This is a genomic window from Sphingobium abikonense NBRC 16140, assembly GCF_001598335.1.
GTDB lineage: Bacteria > Pseudomonadota > Alphaproteobacteria > Sphingomonadales > Sphingomonadaceae > Sphingobium > Sphingobium abikonense.
This window is the reverse complement of the sequence record NZ_BCYT01000001.1, coordinates 123,691-142,760: the sequence shown is the minus strand read 5'-3', so window position 1 is coordinate 142,760 and position 19,070 is coordinate 123,691. Positions and strand designations below refer to the sequence as shown.

The window sequence follows — 19,070 nt, the reverse complement described above, 5'->3', positions numbered from 1 at the left end:
GCCAGCCGAGGACGCACGGACGCGGATTCCATGGCACCGGGCTAGGGCGATTAGGTAAATATTCCGAAAACGAAATTCCGATTTAGAACAATCTAGAAGCGATTATCGCGCGGAAATCCATTGGGGGGCATCCGGCCGGCAGCACCCCTGGCAACCTTCCACGGCGTCATGTCGGTTTCATTGCGGGTTCGACCGGAGTCGCCCCCCATGGCCCAGGTCAACCCGTCGGCGAGACGGAAAGCGATGGCGTCCGACAGGCCACCGTCGCGATATCGCTGAAGCTGAACCCCCTGCCCGCGCGCCATGCGGGGCATTTCGGTGATGGCGAAGACCAGCAATTTGCGGTTCTCGCCAATGACCGCGACGCTGTCGGCTTCGGCCGGCACGGGATGGACCACGGCGAGCCGCGCGCCCGCGCGGACATTCACCACCTGCTTGCCCTTGCGCGTTTCAGCCATGATGTCGGATGTTGCGGCAATAAACCCGCGCCCGTCCGACGACGCGAGCAATAATTCTCCGCCGGGTCGTGCGGGCATCAGGGCCACGATCGCCCCTTCATTATCCATGTCGACAAGCGAGCGCACCGGATCGCCAAAGCCGCGTCCACCAGGCAATTTGTCCGACGACAGGGTGAAGACGCGCCCGGTGGAGGTCGCCAGCAACAGCTTGTCGGTCGTATAGGCGTGAAAGGCGAATTGCGGCCCGTCGCCTTCCTTGAACTTGAGCGTATCGGCGGCGGCAAGGTCGCGGTGGCCGCTCATCGCGCGAATCCAGCCGCGCTCGGACAGGATCACGGTGATCGGCTCACGCTCGATCATCGCTTCCAGCGGGATTTCGCGCGCAGGCGCAGCTTCCTCGACCAGGGTGCGCCGGCGGCCCAGATCGGTGTCGGGACCATAGCGCTTGCGCAGGGCGGCAAGGTCCTTCTTGAGCCGGGTACGCTGCCGAGCCGGGCTTTCGACCAGCTTTTCAAGCTCATCGCGCTCTTTCAACAATTCGCCATGTTCGCGGCGAAGCTCCATTTCCTCCAGCTTGCGCAAGCTGCGCAACCGCATGTTGAGAATCGCTTCGGCCTGGCGGTCGGTGAGGCCGAATTCGGCCATCATCACCTCCTTTGGCTCATCCTCCGTGCGGATGATCTCGATAACCCGATCGAGGTTCAGATAGGCGATGATATAGCCGTCGAGCAGCTCGACCCGGGCCGCGATCTTGTCGAGCCGGTGACGCGCGCGCCGGACCAGCACGTCGATCTGATGCTGCAGCCATTCGACCAGCAACGGCTTCAAGCCCAGCACCCGCGGCGTATGGGTGGCGTCGAGCACGTTCAGATTGAGCGGAAAGCGGTTTTCCAGGTCGGTCAGGCGAAACAGGCTGTCCATCAGCAGCTGATCGTCGACCGTGCGGGCGCGCGGTTCGATGACGATGCGAATCTCCGCGTCGGATTCGTCGCGCACATCGGCCAGGATCGGCAGCTTCTTGTCGTTGATCAGCGCCGCGATCTGCTCGATCAGCTTCGACTTCTGCACCTGATAGGGAATCTCAGTGACGACCGCGATCCAGGTGCCGCGGCCATGATCCTCCTTGTGCCAGCGCGCGCGCGTGCGGAAGGCGCCTCGTCCGGTGGCATAGGCTTCGGCAATGATCGACGGGCTGTCCACCAGCACGCCGCCGGTCGGAAAGTCAGGCCCCCGAACGATCTGCATCAACGCTGCATGATCGGCATCGGGATCGTCGATCAGCAGATTGGCGGCGTCGATCAGTTCAGCGACATTATGCGGCGGGATGCTGGTCGCCATGCCGACCGCGATGCCGCTGGCGCCATTGGCGAGCAGATTGGGGAAAAGGCCGGGAAATACCTCCGGCTCCTCATCCTCGCCATTATAGGTCGGGCGGAAATCGACCGTGCCTTCGTCCAGCCCCGCCATCAGGTCGGCCGCCGCCTGGGTCAGTCGCGCTTCGGTGTAGCGCATGGCCGCGGCATTATCGCCGTCGATATTGCCGAAATTCCCCTGCCCGTCGACCAGCGGCGTGCGCAGGGAAAAATCCTGCGCCAGCCGCACCATGGCGTCATAGACCGACGCGTCGCCATGGGGGTGATATTTGCCGATCACGTCGCCCACGACACGCGCGCATTTCTTGTAGGCGGTGGTGTTTCGGGCAGGATTGGCCGAGAGTATGTCGGCGCTGGCCCCGCCCGGCTCCATCCGCAACAGCCGCATCGCCCAGAGCAGGCGCCGATGCACGGGCTTCAACCCATCGCGAAGGTCCGGCAGCGACCGCGCGGTGATGGTCGAGAGCGCATAGACGAGATAGCGCTGGGAAAGCGCTTCGTCGAAAGGATGGTCCTTGATGGCGTCGAACGGGTCGCGAAAGTCTGTCATTCCCTCCGGAATAGCAGCGCCCGCCGCTTTGGCAAAGATGGCAGTCCGTTGCCTAAATCGGCGTGCGTTCCCCATGCTGACCTGAGGATATTTTTTGCGTGCGCTGCACCATAAGAGGGGTTGCGGTTTGAACGGGAAGCGCCACTTTGCCCCCGTGTCTGATTCTGCTTGCTCCCCAAACCCCGCCCCGCTCCCCTCCCCGTCCGTCGGACTGCTGGACGGCGCGTCGCTGTTTCTGGATTTCGACGGCACGCTCGCGCCGATCGCCGATACGCCCTGCGGCGTTGAGGTGGGCGACGATCTGATCGCGACGCTGCTCCGGCTGCGCGATGCGCTGGACGGCCGGCTGGCGATCGTCAGCGGCCGGTCGGTCGCGACCCTGCGGGATTTTGGCTTTACCGATTTCCTGATTGCCGGCACGCATGGGCTGGAATTCGCCGCGCCTGGCGCGCACGTCGATGCGCCCGCGCGCTTGCCGGCGATCGACGCGGTTGAGGATGCATTCAACGCTTTTGTCGCGGACAAGCCGGGCATGCTGGTCGAACGCAAGACCATCAGCGTCGGGCTGCATTTTCGCGGTGCGCCGCAATGGGGCGATGAAGCCCGCGCGCTCGCCATGGCGCTGGCCGCCGACCATGACCTGGCGGTGCAACCGGGCAAGATGCTGTTCGAATTGCGACCGGGCGGAGCCGACAAGGGCAGCGCGGTGCGCCGGCTGATGACGCAGCCGCCCATGGCGGGTGGCGTTCCTGTCTTTATCGGCGACGATGTGACGGATGAGGAAGGCTTTGCCGCCGCAGCCGAGCAAGGCGGCGCGGGCATCCTGGTCGGCGCACCGCGATCGACTTTTGCTGCTTTCGGGTTGGAACAGGTTGCCGCCGTCAGGCATTATCTGGCGGAAGGGGCTGCCCGGCTCGGCTGAACGGCGGCCTATCGGCTTGGGTTGCAGTCAAAGGGGGCAGAAACATCAGCAACAGCAACGGCGAAACGCACGCGAACGAACAGACGCTGGACCTGTGGCCCATCGGCAATTGCCAGGCATCGGCCCTGATCGATCGCGCCGGGCGCATGGTCTGGGGCTGCGTGCCTCGCGTGGATGGCGACCCGGTCTTTTCCGCCCTGCTCGATAATCAGTCCTGGGATGAGCCGGACGCGCGCGGCTTCTGGGCGATCGAGCTGGAAAATGTCGTCGCGATCGAACAACATTATATCCGCAACACCCCGATCCTGGTGACGCGCCAGCGCGACGCGCAGGGCAATGCGATCGAAACCTATGATTTCTGCCCGCGCCACCGACACAAAGGGCGCATGTACCGCCCGGTTGCCTTCGTGCGCATCGTGCGCCCCGTCGCGGGCAGCCCGCGCATCCGGGTGCGGCTGCGCCCGACGACTAGCTGGAACGCGGAAAAGGTGCCGATCAGCTACGGCTCCAACCACATCCGCATGGTCCTGTCCTACATGGCGATGCGGGTATCGACCAATGCGCCCATAGGCCTCATCAGCCAGGAAAGCTGGTTCCGGCTGGAAGCCGACATGCATTTCTTCATGGGGCCGGACGAAGGCTTTTCCGACGCGCTGCGCCCCGCGATCGAGCGGATGCTGGACGACACCATCCTGGAATGGCAGGTCTGGGTGCGCGGGCTGGCGATCCCGGCCGAGTGGCAGGAGGCGGTCATTCGTTCCGCCATTACCTTGAAACTTTGCCAGCATGAGGAAACCGGCGCGATCGTCGCGGCGCTGACCACATCCATTCCCGAACATGCCGATAGCGGCAGAAATTGGGATTATCGCTACTGCTGGGTACGCGACGCCTATTATACGGTCGAAGCGCTCAACCGGTTGGGCGCGCTGGACGTGCTGGAATCCTACCTCGTCTATCTGCGCAACATCGTCGATGGGGCCAAGGGCGGGCATATCCAGCCGCTTTATGACGTACGCGGCAATGCCACGCTGACCGAATGGGAAGCCGATGGCCTGCCGGGCTATCGCGGCATGGGGCCAGTGCGCGTCGGCAATGCGGCCTATGAACAGATACAGCATGACGCCTATGGGCAGATCGCCCTATCATCGGTGCAGGGCTTTATCGACCAGCGGTTGCTGCGGATGGCGGGCCACGCCGATTTCGAGGCGCTGGAGGCGGTCGGCGAGCGCGCCTGGCAAGTCTATGACAAGCCGGATGCTGGCCTGTGGGAACTGCGCACGCGCGCCCATGTGCACAGCTATAGCGCCGTCATGTGCTGGGCGGCGTGCGATCGGCTGGCCCATGCCGCCAAGGCGATCGGCCTGGACATGCGCGCAGCCTATTGGGAAAATCGTGCGGAAACGATGCGGACGCGTATCCTGGACGCAGCCTGGCGCAGCGACAGCAACGCGATATCCGCCAATTTCGAGGATGATTCGCGCGACGCGTCCTTGCTGCAACTGCTTGACCTGCGCTTCCTGAGCGCCGATGATCCCAAATTCATCGGTACATTGGCGGCGCTGGAGGCCGATTTGCGGCGCGGCAACGACATGCTGCGCTACAGCGCGCCCGATGATTTTGGCGAGCCGGTGACGGCGTTCAACGTCTGCACATTCTGGCTGATCGAGGCGCTGCATCGCACCGGCCGCACCGAAGAAGCGCGCGAATTGTTTGAAGTCATGCTGTCGCGGCGCACCGCCGCGGGCCTGTTGTCGGAGGATATCGACCCCGTGACCGGGGAATTATGGGGCAATTATCCCCAAACCTACTCGTTGGTCGGCATCATCAATTGCGCCGTCTTGCTGAGCAAACCGTGGAGCGCGATGCGATGAGCCGCCTGATTATCATCTCCAACCGGGTTAGTCGCCCCAGCAAGAACGGCAATCAGGGCGGGCTGGCCGTCGCCTTGTCGCAAGCGCTGCGCGAAAGCCGGGGCATATGGGTCGGCTGGTCGGGCGAGGTGACGAACAATTTTACCGGGCATATCGGCTTTGCCGAATATGACGGCGTCAAGACCGCGACAATCGACCTGGAAGAACAGGATGTCGACGAATATTATAATGGGTACGCGAACAAGACTCTGTGGCCGCTTTTCCACTTCCGTATCGACTTGGCCGAATATGCGCGCGATTTCGAAGGGGGCTATAACCGCGTCAACAAGCGCTTTGCCGAGACGACCAGCCCGCTGATCGAACCGGACGACATCATCTGGGTCCATGATTATCACATGATCCCGCTCGGCCAGATGCTGCGCGACCGCGGCCTTAAAAACCGGATGGGTTTCTTCCTCCACATCCCCTGGCCGCCGACGCGCCTTCTGGTTTCACTGCCGCATCACACCAAGCTGGTGAGTTCGCTTTTCGCCTATGATGTGGTGGGATTTCATACCGAGGAATGGCTCGAATCCTTCCGCCATTATGTCGAGAAGGAAATGGGCGGCAAGGTCGATGGCGACTTCGTCACGGTCGGCGACCGGACAATCCAGGCGATCGCCTGCCCCATCGGCATCAACGCGCAGGAATTTGCCGACGCCGCCGTCAGCGACGCCGCCAAGGATATGTACGGGCAGGTCCGCGCGTCCTTGCAGGACCGGTCGCTGATCGTGGGCGTCGACCGGCTGGATTACAGCAAGGGTCTGGAGGAGCGCTTCAACGGTTACGCGCGGTTCCTAAAAGACCATCCCGAACATCATCGTCAGGTCGTGCTGACGCAGATCGCGCCGCCGTCGCGTGGGGAAGTCGAAAGCTATCGCGACATTCGCGCGACGCTGGATTCGCTCGCCGGGCGGATCAATGGCGAATATAGCGATGTCGACTGGACGCCGATCCGCTACGTCAACCAGGGTTATCCGCGCGACAAGCTGGCGGGAATCTACCGCGCGGCGCGGATCGGGCTGGTGACGCCGCTGCGCGACGGCATGAACCTGGTCGCCAAGGAATATGTCGCGGCGCAGGACCCGGAAGATCCCGGCGTGCTGGTGCTGTCGCGCTTTGCGGGCGCGGCGATCCAGCTGCGCGACGCGCTGCTCATCAACCCCTATAGCAGCGAGGAAATGTCGGACGCGATCAACCGCGCGCTGGCCATGCCGCTGGGCGAACGCAAGCGCCGCTGGCGCGCGATGATGGACAGCGTGGAAACACAGGATATCAGTTGGTGGCGTCAGACCTTCACGGAACGGCTGACGGCCGCCGAACCGATTCCCAAGGAGGCCGCCATCGCGCCCGTCGAGGGTTGAGCGCGTTCGCAGCGCTCGTTAGGCTGCGTTGATGCAGCGGGATGATGACAATGAGGCGGGCGGGCCGTGGGCCGCCATTCAGGCGCGCTCGGGCGTCATCATCGCCGCGGTGGGACTGGTCGCTTGGGTCGCGCTGCTCTGGTTCATGTTTGGCGATGTGCTCTAGCCAAGGGACAGCGTTTCTGCCCGCCAATTGCACCGGCGGTGAGATTGCTCTATGGGCCTGCGCGAACAGCCCCGGCACCCGCTGATCCTTTTCGATTCGCGATTGCCGGGGCGCAGTGTTTTTGAGAAAAAAGGTCAGGAACGCGCATGGCCCGTCGCCGCCAGATTTACGAAGGCAAGGCAAAGATCCTTTATGAAGGCCCCGAGCCGGGCACGATCATCCAATATTTCAAGGATGACGCCACTGCCTTCAACGCGCAGAAAAAGGGCACGATTTCCGGCAAGGGCGTGCTGAACAACCGCATTTCCGAGCATGTCTTCACCCTGCTCGGCCAGATCGGCGTGCCGACCCACTTCATCCGCCGCCTCAATATGCGCGAGCAGCTGATCCGCCAGGTCGAAATCGTGCCGATCGAGGTGATCGTGCGCAATGTTGCCGCCGGGTCGCTCTCCAAGAAGCTGGGGATCGAAGAAGGCACCCAGTTGCCGCGCACATTGATCGAATATTGCTACAAGGACGACGCGCTGGGCGATCCGCTCGTGTCCGAGGAACATATCGCCTGCTTCGGCTGGGCGACGCAGGAAGAAATGCACGACATTGCCGACATGGCGATCCGCGTGAATGATTTTCTGTGCGGCCTGTTTGCGGGCATCGGCATCCGCCTCATCGACTTTAAGCTGGAGTTCGGACGGCTTTACGACGGCGATTACAGCCGCATCATCCTGGCCGACGAGATCAGCCCGGACGGTTGCCGCCTGTGGGACATGGCTACCAACGAGAAACTGGACAAAGACCGGTTCCGCCGCGACCTGGGCGGCGAAGTCGAAGCCTATCAGGAAGTCGCGCGGCGGCTGGGTCTGCTGCCAGAGGGGCTGGACACCACTGTCCTGGACCTCGACACGCATCGCAAGAAGCGCGAAAAGGAATAAGGCAAAGGCCGGCCACAGCGCCGGCCTTTTTTCTGGCTCATGCCAGCAACGCGTCGGCCATCAGCTTGAGGCCGAGCAGGATCATCAAAATATAGATGAGCGTATAGAAACGCGCCGGATCGACCCGCCGTACCAGCGTGACGCCAGCAAATGTCGACAGGATCGCGACCGGCGCCAGCATGGCGGTGGCCATCAGATTGTCGCGGCTGAACTGGCCGAGCGCGGCATAGGCCGGCACCTTCATCCAGTTCATCGCGGCAAAGGCGAAGGCGGTGGTGCCAACCAGCATGTCGCGGGTCAGTCGCTTGGGCAGGACCCACATCTGGAACGGCGGCGAACCGGCATGGGCGATCTGACTGGTGAAGCCGCTGGCGATGCCAAACAGAAAACCCATCCAGGCAGGGGAGTTGGACGGCAGCGTAATCGCCCCGCCGCGTTCCACCCATAGTCTTTGCAGGCCGAACAGAACCGAAATGACGCCCAATACGCCCAGAACCGCCACCTCTGACACCTGAGCGGCAAAAAACCAGCCCAGCAGGATGCCAACGGCCGCGCCCGGCAGCATGACGGCCAGGATGCGCCCATCCCAATTGCGGCGATAGGCCCAGACGCCGACAGCGTCCTGCAAGATCAGGATCGGCAGCAGGATCGCCGCGCCGCGAACCGGGTCAATCGCGAGCGCCATCACCGGCATGGCAAGCGCGCCGACGCCTGCAAAGCCCCCTTTCGCCAGTCCCGACAGGACGACGGCAGCAAGCGCACAGGCAATGAACAGCGGATCAGCCATGAAGCAGGCTCAGCGAACACTCGCTGGATAAAGACAATCTGGAGATGGGAAGGCCAAAAGCGATCGGCGTCAATTCATCGCCAGGATCATGTTCCGAACCTGGGGATAGACCTGCTTTTCCCATTTGCTGCCGGAAAAGACACCATAATGGCCGACCCCGGGCTGAAGATGATGGCGCTTGAGATGCGGGCGCAGACCGGTGCACAATGCATGCGCGGCGGATGTCTGCCCAACCGCGCAAACGTCATCGCGCTCCCCCTCCACCGTCAGCAACGCCGTCTTGTGGATAGCGCCGGGATCGATTTTGCGGCCGCGCACGGTCAGTTCCCCCTTGGCCAGCAGGGCGCGCTGGAACACCATGTCGACGGTTTCGAGGTAAAATTCCTTGGTCATGTCGAGGACCGCGAAATATTCCTCGTAGAACGTCTTGATCTTGTCGGCTTCTTCCGTCTTGCCGTCAGCCAGCAACTGGTAGAGTTCGCGATGCTGCGCCCCGTGCCGGTCCATGTTCATGGACATGAAGGCGGACAATTGCAGAAAGCCTGGATAGACTTCACGCCCGCGCCCGGCATAGCGAAACGGGACGACCGAAATCAGATTTTCCTCAAACCATTTGATCGGCTTTTCGTTGGCGAGGTCGTTGACGACCGTGGGCGCGGCATTGGGGTCGATCGGCCCGCCCATCAGCGTCATGGATCGCGGAGTCGCCTTGTCCTGATCTTCCGACATCAGCGCAACAGCCGCCATCGCCGGCACGCAAGGCTGGCAGACGGACACAAGATGCGCGCCCTCCCCCAGTTCCTGCAGGAAGCGGACCACATAGTCGACATAATCGTCAAAGCCGAAACGGCCGGCCGACAGCGGCACGTCGCGCGCATTTTTCCAGTCGGTGATGTAGACGTCATGATCGCGCAGCAATGTTGCGACCGTGCTGCGCAGCAAGGTGGAGAAATGGCCGGACATGGGCGCGACGACCAGCACGCGCGGCTGCTCGACCGAGACATCATCCTTCACGAAATGCAGCAGGTCGCCAAAGGGCAGGTCGAGCGCGATTTCCTCTCGCACGGTGACATCCGCATTGCCGCTTTGCACCATGTGGATATTATAGGCCGGGCGCTTGTGCGTCAGCTTCGCGCCCTGGAACACGTCCATCAGCGCGAACATACGACGCGGCATTGCCCATTCTGCCATCGGCCCCATGGTCCTGCGCAGGCTGAGCGCCCATTCCGCGCCCAGACGCGCGGGCGCCAGCATGTCGTTCCAGGCCTGATAGCCGCTGTAGAGCATCCGCATGATCGCACTTTTGCCTTATATTGACCCTGTGACCCGAATCGGTTCTTTCCTAAAACGCTATACAGGCATTTTCTGTTGCACTGCATCATCATAAATGGGAGTTAATGGGCGATAGCGAGGGGTAAAGCCATGGCCGATGCGCAACTCACTCTTTCCAGCCGCACTTATTCATCCTGGTCGCTGCGCGGTTGGCTGTTGTGTCGACTCGCGGGGCTGACGGTCCGGGAAAAGATGGTTGCTTTGGACGATCCGGACAATCGCGCGGAATTGCTCTTACTCTCCCCCTCTGTTCTTGTGCCGCGCCTGACGCATGAGGGCGCAAGCGTGTGGGACACGCTGGCGATCGCGGAATATCTGCACGAACTGTATCCGGACCGGGGCATGTATCCCGCAGACCGTATCGCCCGCGCGCATTGCCGGTCGGTATCGGGCGAAATCCATTCGGGCTTCATCAATCTGCGCTCCGCGCTGCCGATGAACCTGAAAGTCCGGCACGACCGCTTCCCGATCTTCCCCGGCGCCCGCCCCGATATCGAGCGAGTGGAAACAATATGGGCGGAATGCCTGAGCGACTATGGCGGCCCCTGGCTGTTCGGCGCATCGCCCACCGTGGCCGACGCCATGTTCGCCCCGGTTGTGCAGCGGTTCCTGACCTATGCGGTGGCCGTCAATCCGACGTCGGCCGCTTATTGCGAGACAGTCAATGAATGGCCGCTGATGCGCGAATGGATCGACGCCGCCCGCCAGGAACCGGACGAAATGATCGAGCTGGAAACCGAGTTCTAGGGCCTTTCGCCTTCGTCTTTGGGCAGTTAAGGCTAAGGCCATGACTGTTCGCACACTGATCCTGGCCCTAGGCCTGTCCGCCGCCCCTCTCCTCCCCACCATCGTGCAGGCTCAGACGATCACGCCTGATCGGCTGGAATCGTCCGTCCGCACGCTGGCGTCGGACCTGTTTCAGGGCCGTGCGCCCGGCACGATCGGGGAGGAACGGACGATCGGCTATCTGATCGGCCGGTTCGAGGCGCTGGGTCTGGAGCCGGGCGGCCCTGACGGCCAATGGGTGCAGACCGTGCCGTTGCTGCACACCCGTCTGGGCAAGCCGTCGCGGCTGGCCGTGACGCAAGGCACCGAAACGACGCCCTGGACCTTCGGCGAAAATGTCTATGTGTCGACGCTGCAACCCAAGAATGAAGTCAGCATCGACAAGGCGCCGATGGTCTTTGTCGGCTATGGCGTGTCCGCGCCGGAACGGGGCTGGGACGATTTCAAGGGCGTCGACCTGAAAGGCAAGGTCGCGGTCTTCCTGGTCAATGACCCCGATTTCGAAGCGGTGAAGGGGGAGGATGCAATCGGCAAGTTCGGCGGCAAGACCATGACCTATTATGGCCGCTGGACCTACAAGTTCGAGGAAGCCGCGCGGCGCGGTGCGATCGGCGCGTTGATCGTGCATGATACGCCCGGTGCGGGCTATGGCTGGAATGTGGTAAAAAGCCCGGCCGGCGAAAACTACGATCTGGTCCGCCCCGCCGACAAGCTGACAAGCCTTCAATTGCAGGGCTGGATCGCGGGGGATGCGGCCAAGGCGCTGTTCGCCGGCGCGGGTCAGGATCTGGCGGCGCTGCGCAGGCAGGCGCGATTCGCCGCTTTCAAGCCGGTCGAACTCAACGGCGCGACATTTTCAGCCAGCTTCCCGGTAACGCAGGATGTGGTGCAGCGCGCCAATGTGCTCGCGCGCATTCCGGGGGCCAAACGCCCTGACGAAACGGTAATGTATGGCGCGCATTGGGACGCCTATGGCAAGGGCGAACCCGATGCGCAGGACCGCATCTATCGCGCCGGGGCCAATGACGACGCGCTGGGCGTCGCCGCCATGTTCGAGATCGCCCGCGCGTTCAAGGCCGGGCCGACGCCAGACCGTTCGGTCCTGTTTGCCGCCTGGACGGCCGAGGAACGCGGCCTGCTGGGGTCCGAACATTATGCGCTCAATCCCGTCTATCCGCTCGACAAGACGGTCGCGAACCTGACCATCGACATTCTTCAGACCGCCGGCAAGGCGAAGGATGTCATCCTGGTCGGAAAGGGGCAGAATATGCTGGAGGACGACCTTGCCCGCTTCGCCGCGAAGCAGGGCCGCGTCGTGACGCAGGAAAGCCTGCCCGAACGCGGGCTTTTCTATCGCGCCGATCATTTCTCCATGGCCAAGCGCGGTGTCCCTGTGCTGCTGATGATGGGCATTGCCGGGGCGTCGGACCTGGTTGAGGGTGGCCGGACCGCTGGTCAGGCTTGGGTCGATGCCTATACCGGCAAATGCTATCACCAGGCCTGTGACGCGGTGGACGATAGCTGGAACCTGGACGGCGCGGCGCAGGACATCGACCTGATGCTCGACATTGGCCGGGACCTCGCCACGTCGGACCGCTGGCCCGAATGGAAGCCGGGGTCCGAGTTCAAGGCCATCCGCGACAAAAGCGCGAGTGTCCGGCAGTGACCGGGACCGTGCCGGCTCAACTCAATCGATAGAGCGCCGCACCATGTGCCGGCAACGCGGCAGCGACGCGCTCCGCCTGTGAACCCAGCGCCGTTCCGGCCCACAGGTCGCGCACGGCGACGGGCCGGGTGAGGCCGAGGGTTTTGAGGTCGATGCCGACCTCCCGCGCCTTGTCGCTGGTGTTGAACAGCGCCAGATAGCGGCCGCCACCATCCTCCGCCGTGGCGGACCAGATGCGCGTGCCATCCTCGATGAAATGCGGGCGACTGTCGCGGCTTGCCTGGTTGACCGCAATCACCTCCCGATTGGTGAGCAGCGACAGGGTCGCTGCGTCGAGATGACGCAGGTCGCCCCCCATGATCAGCGGCGAACGGGCAATCGCCCAGAGCGTCACCAGCGTGCGCTGCTCGTCAGGCGTGAAGCGGGTATCGCGTTCGCCCAACGCCAGCCGGCCGAGCGGCAGCATGTCGGCGTCGGGCCAGCTGTCCGGCCCGCGCCAAGGCGTCCAGTTTTCCAGACGCGTGAACTGCGCCTCCAGCATGGGCCATTCATCCCAGAAATCATCGGAGATGCGCCACATCTGCGCATATTTGCGGACATGGTCGCCCCGGATCACCGGTGTTTCGCCGGGGGAGAGGCTGAGGATGATGGGACGTCCAGTCGCCTGGATCGCCTTATGCGCCGCCTCGATCTCCGCCGCATGCGCGTCATAGGGGCGGCTCATATCGTCCATCTTGACGAAATCGACGCCCCAGTCGGCATAGAGGCGGAAGATGCTGTCATAATAGGCCTGCGCGCCGGGCCGGGCCATGTCAACGCCGTACATGTCCGGGTTCCAGGAACAGATGCTGGTCCGGTCGGCAATGTCGGCGGCGCGATATTTGGTGCCAAGGATCGGCAGGTTTGCCTCCACCGCCGCTCGCGGAATGCCGCGCATGACATGAATGCCGAATTTGAGGCCCAGCGCATGTACTGCCTGCGCCAGCGGCGCGAAGCCCTTGCCGCCTGCGCTGGAGGGAAAGCGATTGGGCGCGGGGATCATCCGGCCATAGGCGTCCATCGCTGGTTTGGGCTTTGCGTTATAGCTGTAGCTGGATGCTTCGGGTTCATACCACTGGATGTCGACCGTGAAGATGTCATAGCCGAAGGGCAGCAGCTTATCCGCCATGATCCGCGCGGTTTCGCGCGCCTGCGCTTCAGTGATGGTGGTGGCAAAGCTGTTCCAACTGTTCCAGCCCATCGGCGGACGGGGCGCCAACAGTGATGCCCCATCGGCGGCGCGGCGCTGTGGGGCTTGCGCGACTGCGGCCGCCGTCAGCCCGGCCATGCTGCCCGCCAACATCGTGCGGCGGCTTGTTTGCAAATGCATCCTCTTCATTTGTAGGAGTAAACCGCAGCCAGCCTGTCAGATCAAGCGCTAAGCGCTTGGCGGACAGTCACAGCCATGGTTTAACTGTCTTCATGTCCTGTCGCTTCCTCCGTCTGGCCGTCGCGGCCAGCCTGCTCAACAGCACCGCCCTATCCGCCCAGCAGCCCGCACCCGATCCTGTAGAGGCGGTCGATCCGTTCATCGGTACAAGCGGTGAGGGACACACCTTCCCCGGTGCGGTCGCACCTTTCGGCATGGTGCAATTGTCGCCCGACACCCGTGTCGGCGCGGCGCGGGAAACTTATGACTGGGCGTCGGGCTATCGTCATGAAGACCCCGTGATACTGGGCTTTTCCCACACCCATTTTTCGGGGGCCGGCCATAGCGACCTTGGTGATTTTCTGGTCATGCCGGTCAGCGGGGACACTGTGCCCCTCAAAGCGGGCGACGCGGACACACCGGGCTTTCGATCGCGCAAGGCCGATGAGATGGCGACGCCGGGCTATTATGCGGTGACGCTGACTGACCCCGGCGTGCGGGCGGAAATGACCGCAGGAACGCGCGTCGGCGTTCATCGCTACGCCTTCCCGGCCGGCAAGGTGGCGCATCTGCTCATCGACCTGCGCAGCATCATCTATGATTATCCCGGCAAGATCCTGTGGTCGTCGGTGCGAATTAGGCCCGACGGCACGATCACCGGATCGCGCGAGGTACGCGGCTGGGCAAGCCCACGCCGCATCTTCTTCGCCATGCGCTTTTCCGCGCCGGTGACCGGCCATAAGCTGATCAGCACGGAGGAGAATATCCTCTACAAGGGGTTCAAGGGGCCGGGTCGCGGTTCCGAAACGCTGGATTCCCTGTCTGGCCGGGCGCTGATCGCGCAGTTCGACTTCGGCGCACTGGGTAAGCCGTTGGAGGTGAAGGTCGCGCTATCGGGCGTGGACGAGGATGGCGCGATTGCGAACCTCGACGGCGAGCCGGGCGATTTCGATGCGATCCGCGCCAGAACCCGTGCCGCCTGGGCCGAGGCGCTGGGCCGCGTGAAGATCGATGCGCCAAAGCCGATGCGCATCAATGTCTACACCGCGCTCTATCACAGCCTGATGGCGCCGAGCGTGTGGAGCGATGCCGACGGACGCTGGCGGGGGCCGGACGATCAGGTCCATGCCGGCGACAGGACCACCCGCTATTCCACTTTTTCACTATGGGACACGTTCCGCGCCGAACACCCGCTACTGACGCTGATCCAGCCCGAAGAACGCAACGCCGACTTCGTCAATTCGCTGGTCGCCAGCCAGAAGGCCAGCCCGTTCGGTATCCTGCCCGTCTGGCAGTTTGCGGGCAAGGAAACCTGGACGATGATCGGCTATCATGCCGTGCCGGTCATCGCCGACGCCTGCCTCAAGGGGATAAGGGGCATAGACTGCGCGGGCGCGCTCAAGGCCATGGTGGCCAGCGCCGATTATGCACCCTATGGCGGCCTTAGCGATTATATGTCGCTCGGCTATGTCCCCATCGATCGCGAACCCGAAGCCGCGTCCAAGACGGTCGAATATGCCTATGATGACTGGACCATCGCGCGCCTCGCCCGCAAGCTCGGCGAAACGGCGATCGCGGCGCGGTTCGAAAAGCGGGCGCAGAATTGGCGCAACAGCTTTGATCCGAAGACCGGATTCCTGCGCGCGCGAAAATCGGATGGGTCCTTCCGCACGCCATTCGATCCGACCGCGATCAACTATGGCAGTGACTATACGGAGGGCAATGCCTGGCAATATAGCTGGTTCATGCCGCACGATCAGGGCGGGCTGTTCCGCCTGCTGGGCGGCGACGCCAGGGCCGTGGCCAAGCTGGACGCGATGTTCGATTATGACAACAGCAAGATCGACTATAGCCATGCCGAGGATATTGCCGGCCTGATCGGCCAATATATCCATGGCAACGAACCCAGCCACCATGTCGCCTATCTCTATAATTATGCAGGGCAGCCATGGCGGACCCAGGAACGGCTGAAACAGATTGTCGAGAGCCAGTATAAGCCCACGCCCGATGGCCTTTCCGGCAATGACGACCTGGGTCAGATGTCCGCTTGGCTGGTATTCACGGCGCTCGGTTTCTATCCGGTGGCGCCGGGCAGCAACGAATATGTGATCGGGCGGCCGTTCGTAGAGCGGGCGGAGATGACCTTGCCGAATGGGCAGCACTTCATCGTGATTGCTGACGGCCTGTCCGACGCGAACCGCTATGTCGGTGGCGTGACTTTGAACGGCAAGCCGCTGGAACGCAGCACAATCACAGACGCGCAAATCCGGGCGGGCGGCGAATTGCGCTTCACCATGCAGGCGACGCCGAACATGTCATGGGCGACGAAGCCCGGCGCGCGCCCCTTCTCCACCACCGCCTATCGCCCTTGAGGCCTCAGCCTGCCGATCAGCGATGCCAAGAAAAAGGGCTCCTCCCACCGGGGAGAAGCCCTTTGTCATTCAACCGCTCGCCCAATCAGGCGGCGAGTTTACGCAGCACATATTGCAGGATGCCGCCGTTCAGGAAATATTCCAGTTCGTTGACGGTATCGATGCGGCAGAGCGCGGTGAAGCTGAAGGTCGAGCCGTCGGCGCGCGTCACTTTCACCTCGACATCCTGGCGGGGCTTCAGGTCAGCGACGCCTTCGATGGTGAAGCTGTCGTCGCCCTTGAGGCCCAGCGTCTCGCGGCTTTCGCCATCCTTGAACTGCAAGGGCAGCACGCCCATGCCGACCAGGTTCGACCGGTGGATGCGCTCGAAGCTTTCGACGATGACCGCGCGCACGCCCAGCAGGTTGGTGCCCTTGGCCGCCCAGTCGCGCGACGATCCGGTGCCATATTCCTTGCCGCCGATGACGACCAGCGGCGTGCCGTCCGCCTTGTGCTTCATCGCCGCGTCATAGATCGGCATGACCTCGCCATTGTAGCTGGTCATGCCGCCTTCGACGCCGTCCAGCATCTGGTTCTTGATGCGGATATTGGCAAAGGTGCCGCGCATCATCACTTCATGATGGCCACGGCGCGCGCCATAGCTGTTGAAGTCGGCCTTGCTGACCTGATGCTCCATCAGCCACTGGCCCGCCGGACTGTCGACCTTGATCGAGCCGGCCGGCGAGATGTGGTCGGTGGTGATGGAGTCGCCGAAGATGGCGAGCGGCTTGGCGCCCTGAATGTCGGTCACGGCGTCGGGTGTCATCGACATGCCCTCGAAATAGGGCGGGTTGGCGACATAGGTCGAACCGGCGCGCCACTGATAGGTGTCCGACCCGGTGACTTCGATCGCCTGCCAGTGCGCGTCGCCCTTGTAGACATTGGCGTAGCGGGCCTGGAACATCTGGCGGTCCATGCAGCCGGCCATCACGGTCGAAACCTCGTCATTGCTGGGCCAGATGTCCTTCAGATACACCGCTTCGCCATCCTTGCTGGTGCCGATCGGGCTCGTGATGAAATCTTCCACCACGGTGCCCTTGAGCGCATAGGCGACGACGAGCGGCGGGCTGGCGAGGAAGTTGGCGCGCACGTCGGGCGACACGCGGCCTTCGAAGTTGCGGTTGCCCGAAATCACGGCGGCGGCGACCAGGCCATTGTCGTTGATCGCCTTGCTGATCGGTTCGGCCAGCGGGCCGGAATTGCCGATGCAGGTCGTGCAGCCATAGCCCACCAGGTTGAAGCCGATGGCATCAAGATGCGACTGGAGGCCGGCCTTTTCCAGATAGTCGGTCACGACCTGGCTGCCCGGAGCGAGCGAGGTCTTGACCCAGGGCTTGGGCTTGAGGCCGAGTTCGTTCGCCTTCTTCGCGACCAGGCCAGCAGCGACCAGCACGCCAGGGTTCGACGTGTTGGTGCAGCTGGTGATCGCGGCAATGGTGACGTCGCCGTCGCCAATGTCGAAATCCTTGCCGTCGACCGGTACGCGCTGCTGCGCCTTCTTGTAGGTCTTTTCCATGTCGGCGTTGAACACGTCGTCGACGTCCGGCAGCGACACGCGGTCTTGCGGGCGCTTGGGACCAGCCAGGCTGGGGACGACCGTCGACAGGTCCAGTTCCAGCGTGTCGGTGAAGACCGGTTCGACCGCCGGGTCGATCCAGAAGCCCTGTTCCTTGGCATAGGCTTCGACCAGCGCGATATTCTCGTCGCTGCGGCCGGTCAGGCGCATATAATCCAGCGTTTTGTCGTCAATGCCGAAGAAGCCGCAGGTCGCGCCATATTCGGGCGCCATGTTGGCGAGCGTAGCGCGGTCGGCGAGCGACAGGGTGGCAAGGCCGGGACCGAAATATTCGACGAAGCGGCCGACGACGCCACGCGCGCGCAGCATCTGGGTACAGGTGAGCACCAGGTCGGTCGCGGTCACGCCTTCCTTGAGCGTCCCGGTGAACTTGAAACCGACGACTTCGGGGATCAGCATGGATACGGGCTGGCCCAGCATCGCGGCTTCAGCCTCAATCCCGCCAACGCCCCAGCCCAGCACGCCAAGGCCGTTGACCATGGTGGTGTGGCTGTCGGTGCCGACGCAGGTGTCGGGATAGGCGACGGTGACGCCGTCCGGACCTTCGCTCGACCAGACGGCCTGCGCGATATTTTCCAGATTCACCTGGTGGCAGATGCCGGTGCCGGGGGGCACGGCGTAGAAATTGGCGAGGCTCTTGCTGCCCCATTTCAGGAAGTCGTAGCGCTCCATATTGCGCTGATATTCGATCTCGACATTCTGCTCGAACGCCTGGGGCGTGCCGAATTCATCGACCATGACCGAATGGTCGATGACGAGGTGAACGGGAACCTGCGGGTTGATCTTGGCGGCGTCGGCGCCCAGCGCGGTCATCGCGTCGCGCATCGCGGCAAGGTCGACGACGCAGGGTACGCCGGTGAAATCCTGCATCAGCACGCGCGCGGGACGATACTGAATTTCGCGCTGCGCCTGGCCGCGATCCTTCTGCCAGTCGACGATCGCCTGAATGTCATCGGTGGTGACGGTGACGCCATCTTCGAAGCGCAGGAGATTTTCGAGCAGCACCTTCATCGAGAAAGGCAGGCGCGAAACGTCTCCAAGCTTCGCAGCGGCCTTCTTGAAGGAATAATAGGCAATGTCCTTGCCGCCGACATTCATGATGTCGCGCGTGCCCAGCGTGTCCTGTCCGATGGCGGTCATAAGATGTGCGTCTCCTCGCATGGCGCTTCGGCAGAGGATGACGCGATTCCACCGGAGCCTCGCCGGACAGCGAACGGACTGGACGGCGAAGGTCAGGGATGCGCCTCAACCGGTGGTCGAAGCAGGTATGTCCCGATGGTGCAGCGCCATACAGAATGGGGCGGCGGTGTCAAATGGACAAAATCGCGGATTATTCGGCTTTCCTGCGATTTTCGCTGCTAATGGTTCGCAACAGGAAACAAGCAGGTCGGACGGCGTTTGGATGGCGATCAACAGGGAACCGCCTCTATGC

13 protein-coding genes are annotated in these 19,070 nt (G+C 62.9%); 8 read left to right on the top strand and 5 right to left on the bottom strand.

Annotated features, from left to right (window positions below; all coding sequences use genetic code 11):
* Positions 1–92: 92 nt before the first annotated feature.
* Positions 93–2,381, bottom strand: coding sequence for a DNA topoisomerase IV subunit A (gene parC / locus SAB01S_RS00620; RefSeq protein ID WP_062731266.1), 2,289 nt, complete (start codon positions 2,379–2,381; stop codon positions 93–95).
* 154 nt (positions 2,382–2,535) lie between these two features.
* Between parC and otsB the strand changes: the two genes are divergently transcribed.
* The 5 genes from otsB to purC all read left to right on the top strand — a co-directional run bounded on the left by otsB (position 2,536) and on the right by purC (position 7,672).
* The gene (gene otsB / locus SAB01S_RS00615; RefSeq protein ID WP_062731265.1) at positions 2,536–3,303 is read left to right on the top strand and encodes a trehalose-phosphatase; all 768 of its coding nucleotides are present in this window, start codon (positions 2,536–2,538) and stop codon (positions 3,301–3,303) included.
* Positions 3,304–3,389: 86 nt separating this feature from the next.
* A complete protein-coding gene (locus tag SAB01S_RS00610; RefSeq protein ID WP_281179024.1) occupies positions 3,390–5,174 on the top strand; it encodes a glycoside hydrolase family 15 protein in 1,785 nt (594 codons plus the stop codon).
* Positions 5,171–6,577 (top strand): alpha,alpha-trehalose-phosphate synthase (UDP-forming), encoded by a 1,407-nt coding sequence (gene otsA / locus SAB01S_RS00605; protein WP_062731479.1) that lies wholly within the window; start codon positions 5,171–5,173, stop codon positions 6,575–6,577. Before SAB01S_RS00610 ends, otsA begins: the two co-directional genes overlap by 4 nt.
* Positions 6,578–6,608: 31 nt before the next feature.
* The gene (locus tag SAB01S_RS18960) at positions 6,609–6,743 is read left to right on the top strand and encodes a hypothetical protein (RefSeq protein ID WP_281179017.1); all 135 of its coding nucleotides are present in this window, start codon (positions 6,609–6,611) and stop codon (positions 6,741–6,743) included.
* A gap of 146 nt (positions 6,744–6,889) precedes the next feature.
* Positions 6,890–7,672 (top strand): phosphoribosylaminoimidazolesuccinocarboxamide synthase, encoded by a 783-nt coding sequence (gene purC, locus SAB01S_RS00600; protein ID WP_021224755.1) that lies wholly within the window; start codon positions 6,890–6,892, stop codon positions 7,670–7,672.
* Positions 7,673–7,709: 37 nt separating this feature from the next.
* Here the strand turns inward: purC and SAB01S_RS00595 are convergent, their stop codons facing one another.
* Positions 7,710–8,459, bottom strand: coding sequence for a sulfite exporter TauE/SafE family protein (locus tag SAB01S_RS00595; protein WP_062731263.1), 750 nt, complete (start codon positions 8,457–8,459; stop codon positions 7,710–7,712).
* 69 nt (positions 8,460–8,528) lie between these two features.
* Positions 8,529–9,752: a polyhydroxyalkanoate depolymerase gene (locus tag SAB01S_RS00590; protein ID WP_062731262.1), complete on the bottom strand. Its 1,224-nt coding sequence runs from the start codon at positions 9,750–9,752 to the stop codon at positions 8,529–8,531.
* A 129-nt stretch (positions 9,753–9,881) separates the two neighbouring features.
* Between SAB01S_RS00590 and SAB01S_RS00585 the strand changes: the two genes are divergently transcribed.
* Both SAB01S_RS00585 and SAB01S_RS00580 read left to right on the top strand, forming a co-directional pair.
* Complete coding sequence (locus SAB01S_RS00585) at positions 9,882–10,538, top strand: glutathione S-transferase (RefSeq protein WP_062731261.1); 657 nt, start codon at positions 9,882–9,884, stop codon at positions 10,536–10,538.
* A gap of 40 nt (positions 10,539–10,578) precedes the next feature.
* Positions 10,579–12,243: a M28 family metallopeptidase gene (locus SAB01S_RS00580; RefSeq protein ID WP_062731260.1), complete on the top strand. Its 1,665-nt coding sequence runs from the start codon at positions 10,579–10,581 to the stop codon at positions 12,241–12,243.
* Positions 12,244–12,259: 16 nt separating this feature from the next.
* On the opposite strand, the gene SAB01S_RS00575 is transcribed toward SAB01S_RS00580, so the two are convergent.
* Positions 12,260–13,612 (bottom strand): glycoside hydrolase family 27 protein, encoded by a 1,353-nt coding sequence (locus tag SAB01S_RS00575; RefSeq protein WP_062731259.1) that lies wholly within the window; start codon positions 13,610–13,612, stop codon positions 12,260–12,262.
* Positions 13,613–13,704: 92 nt separating this feature from the next.
* Here SAB01S_RS00575 and SAB01S_RS00570 point away from each other — a divergent pair, with 92 nt between their 5' ends.
* Positions 13,705–16,023, top strand: a complete 2,319-nt coding sequence (locus SAB01S_RS00570; protein ID WP_062731258.1) for a GH92 family glycosyl hydrolase — start codon at positions 13,705–13,707, stop codon at positions 16,021–16,023.
* A gap of 85 nt (positions 16,024–16,108) precedes the next feature.
* Here SAB01S_RS00570 and acnA read toward each other — a convergent pair whose 3' ends face one another.
* Complete coding sequence (gene acnA / locus SAB01S_RS00565; RefSeq protein WP_062731257.1) at positions 16,109–18,778, bottom strand: aconitate hydratase AcnA; 2,670 nt, start codon at positions 18,776–18,778, stop codon at positions 16,109–16,111.
* Positions 18,779–19,070: the final 292 nt, after the last annotated feature.

Coding starts and splice junctions, on each gene's coding strand:
- SAB01S_RS00570 (WP_062731258.1), top strand. CDS start 13,705: ATGTCCTGTCGCTTCCTCCGTCTGGCCGTCGCGGCCAGCCTGCTCAAC.
- SAB01S_RS00575 (WP_062731259.1), bottom strand. CDS start 13,612: ATGCATTTGCAAACAAGCCGCCGCACGATGTTGGCGGGCAGCATGGCC.
- otsA (WP_062731479.1), top strand. CDS start 5,171: ATGAGCCGCCTGATTATCATCTCCAACCGGGTTAGTCGCCCCAGCAAG.
- SAB01S_RS00580 (WP_062731260.1), top strand. CDS start 10,579: ATGACTGTTCGCACACTGATCCTGGCCCTAGGCCTGTCCGCCGCCCCT.
- parC (WP_062731266.1), bottom strand. CDS start 2,381: ATGACAGACTTTCGCGACCCGTTCGACGCCATCAAGGACCATCCTTTC.
- acnA (WP_062731257.1), bottom strand. CDS start 18,778: ATGACCGCCATCGGACAGGACACGCTGGGCACGCGCGACATCATGAAT.
- purC (WP_021224755.1), top strand. CDS start 6,890: ATGGCCCGTCGCCGCCAGATTTACGAAGGCAAGGCAAAGATCCTTTAT.
- SAB01S_RS18960 (WP_281179017.1), top strand. CDS start 6,609: ATGCAGCGGGATGATGACAATGAGGCGGGCGGGCCGTGGGCCGCCATT.
- SAB01S_RS00590 (WP_062731262.1), bottom strand. CDS start 9,752: ATGCGGATGCTCTACAGCGGCTATCAGGCCTGGAACGACATGCTGGCG.
- SAB01S_RS00585 (WP_062731261.1), top strand. CDS start 9,882: ATGGCCGATGCGCAACTCACTCTTTCCAGCCGCACTTATTCATCCTGG.
- SAB01S_RS00595 (WP_062731263.1), bottom strand. CDS start 8,459: ATGGCTGATCCGCTGTTCATTGCCTGTGCGCTTGCTGCCGTCGTCCTG.